This window comes from Alicyclobacillus sp. SP_1, from assembly GCF_024706985.1.
In the GTDB taxonomy this organism is placed as follows: Bacteria; Bacillota; Bacilli; order Alicyclobacillales; family Alicyclobacillaceae; genus Alicyclobacillus_I.
In genome coordinates, this window is record NZ_JAMCCX010000076.1 from 1 (window position 1) to 2,791 (window position 2,791).

A 2,791-nucleotide genomic window follows, 5' to 3' on the forward strand; every position below is an offset into this window, starting at 1 on the left:
GTATCCTGTAGACGTATCCTGTAGACGTATCCTGTAGACGTATCCTGTAGACGTATCCTGTAGACGTATCCTGTAGACGTATCCTGTAGACGTATCCTGTAGACGTATCCTGTAGACGTATCCTGTTTACAGTGACCACTACCCGCGCATAAGGGTAGGGGCAGTGTTCCCATTGACGAGAAGGTACCAATGTTGTCGGCAATGTATCAGACCAGACTGAAAGGAAACAAGGCGATGAGATACACGGATCGTCTAATCAATGCAGAGCAACAGGCGTCGGTATCGATTGATGAGTGATACACTTTTAACAATGTCTCAGAAGAGCGGATCAAAGAAATCTCCATGAACGAGGAGTTGGAACCGGATATCGCCACAAAACTTTGGGACTTTTTGAAAAAGAATCACATTGTGCAACGGCGCATTGTGAATGATGTCGAATGGGAGACGGTTGAACTAGACACAGTTGCGGATCTAGACCACATCTTCATTACATCCTGCCGATGATCCTGTCATGAAGTCATCTCTTCAGGCGATCCTGAACCTCCCCATGGCTAAAGCCAGGGGTTCTAAAAGCCTATACCTTTGCACTCTCGCAGGCTCTCGCGTTGACTTGCGCCATCACTACAACATCCCACGCCTCATGTTCGGGCAGACTTTCTTTTTCGGACGACCTGCTTTGACTCCGATACGTTCCGAAGGAGGAAGGCGCGGGCCTTCCACTCGCAGGTTAGTTTAACGCCTGTTGCCAAGCCGTCCGCAGGAGCAGTTCCACACCCTGCCAATGCTCGAAGGCATTCGCCGCTTGCATGCGTTCGTTCTCCACATGCTTTGCGAGATACGCGCTGAACAGGTCTCGTTGCATCACCACACCACAATCACAAGCGTGAACACGCTCGGATAACCGTTTTTTGTGTTTCTGACCACAAATGCATACTTGCGATAATACGGTGTCGTACGTGCTAAATTCCTCCACGCTCCCGCCAGCACTTTCAGCCTTGCGGGTGAGGATGGAGAGAAACCGTTTTGGTGCCCGGACACTCATGGAGCGTCCGAACATCTTTTGGAACGCTTTGTAGCTCAGTTTTTCTGTGAGGATGTATTTACCCACCGCCAAAATCTCGTTGGCCAGTTGACCGTGCAGCGTCTTACGATGCGCCGTTTCGCGGCGGTACAGTTCCTGCAACACGAGTTCGGTGTCTCGTTGGTGCTGGCTCTTCTTCGAAGGGTGTTTCCCTTTGACGGCACGTCCTAATCCATCGTAGCAATCAGGGTTATTCGCCCTGCGCTGGCGGTCTTGTTTCCGTTGCAACCTGCGAATTTTTTGATGATCCCTCGCGACTTCTTCTGCGAACGTGCTTAATTCAGCCTGCGTATCGCCAACCATGGCGAGGGTGGACGGCCCAATGTCAAGACCTATGGTTTCATTGCCCATCGTATGTTCCGGCTTTTGATAGGGCACCCCTTCGCAGACCAGTTGTGCATAGTAGCGATTTTTGCCGTGAATCGTTCTCGTCACCAAACGCACGTATTTCACGCGAGAAGCGAGTCCGTGCTGAACGACTGGATCACGATCCGTCCCGTTGACCATCGGCAATTCAAGACCATTCCATAACACCCGGTCTTCCCGCCAACGGATGCAAGGTGAACGTAAAACTTTGCACACCCTGCATTGAGGCCTGCGTCATGGGAGAATTGGTGATAACAAGAGTTATCCCCGCTAGGAGTTCTAGCGGGGAACATTCGCATGGATCTATGCGTTTTTCTTCTGTTTGCGTATGCCTTCCGGCAATCGCTCTGACCATGGCATCAAATCCGCGAATGCCTGTTTCTCCTCTGCCTGGATGTTGGGCAATCAGCATTCGTCTTCCCTTCGAGACTGTGCAATCCGCGCTTGCTTTTGAACCGGACTTTTTTGCTTGTCCAAAGGCGACCTTTTGTACCGCTGCAAACGCACGATCCGCCAGTTTCTGCACCACATGAGAGTCTAAGTGCTCGCCAAGCCACGTGGTACGACGCATTTCATCCGCAAACGCTTCGAGGGCATAGGCGGAAAATCCGTGTGCTTGCCGGGCTGCCCCAAAGTGAGCCTGCCGCGCTTTTTTGTCCGTGCTTTTCTTGGCCTTCGTGTACCAGATAGATTGTCTGACAAGCGCCAGTTTTTTTGTAGCCTCGCCAAGAAAGGCATTGTAGAGTTGGTGTCCCGCTTCAAACCGTACTTCTAATGTTCGTTCTTGGCATCGCGTGACTCGGAGGGGGACTTCACACACAAAAGAGGGCGTCTGACTCTTCGACTTCTTAGACTTTTTTTTGATGTTCGATGTACTGCTTGATGACGGCAAGCGGGGCACCTCCCACCGTGGAAACGAAATAGGAATTAGTCCAAAGTGTGGGCAAACGCTTTTTTAACCAAGGAAACTCTTCACGCAAGTGATGGGAACTGCGCCCTTTCATCAACCGAACCAATCGATGGATGCCAAACTGAGGATCGACCTCGAGGAAAAGGTGGACGTGATCGGGCATGACCTCCAGTTCGATGATCTCCGCTTGACGCTCTTCTGCCACTTCACGCAGGATTGCTTTTAACCGCTCTTCCACGTCGATGGTGAGTACGCGGCGACGATACTTCGGACACCAAACGACATGGTATTTGCAAGAGTAGACGACGTTGTGATTGGATTTGTATTCCATATAAGCAGTCTATCACAACAATCTATCTAACACTACAACGCAGTAAATTTCCGCTGGACGTAGCCCGAAAAACATGATACGATTGGAGGCGGGATTCGGTTGT

At 50.8% G+C, this 2,791-nt stretch carries 3 protein-coding genes; all 3 read right to left on the reverse strand.

Going from position 1 to position 2,791, the window contains the following annotated elements; translation table 11 throughout:
- Nucleotides 1–727 precede the first annotated feature (727 nt).
- Genes M4I36_RS14765 through tnpA form a run of 3 tightly spaced genes read right to left on the reverse strand, consistent with a single transcriptional unit; the run spans nt 728 to nt 2,688 of the window.
- Entirely contained in the window at nt 728–1,615 is an 888-nt protein-coding gene (locus M4I36_RS14765) for a transposase (protein WP_258112525.1), read from the reverse strand.
- On the reverse strand, nt 1,596–2,339 hold the full coding sequence (locus M4I36_RS14770; protein ID WP_258112526.1) for a hypothetical protein: 744 nt from the start codon (nt 2,337–2,339) through the stop codon (nt 1,596–1,598). Before M4I36_RS14770 ends, M4I36_RS14765 begins: the two co-directional genes overlap by 20 nt.
- Complete coding sequence (tnpA, locus tag M4I36_RS14775; protein ID WP_258112527.1) at nt 2,296–2,688, reverse strand: IS200/IS605 family transposase; 393 nt, start codon at nt 2,686–2,688, stop codon at nt 2,296–2,298. Before tnpA ends, M4I36_RS14770 begins: the two co-directional genes overlap by 44 nt.
- Between the last annotated feature and the right edge of the window lie 103 nt (nt 2,689–2,791).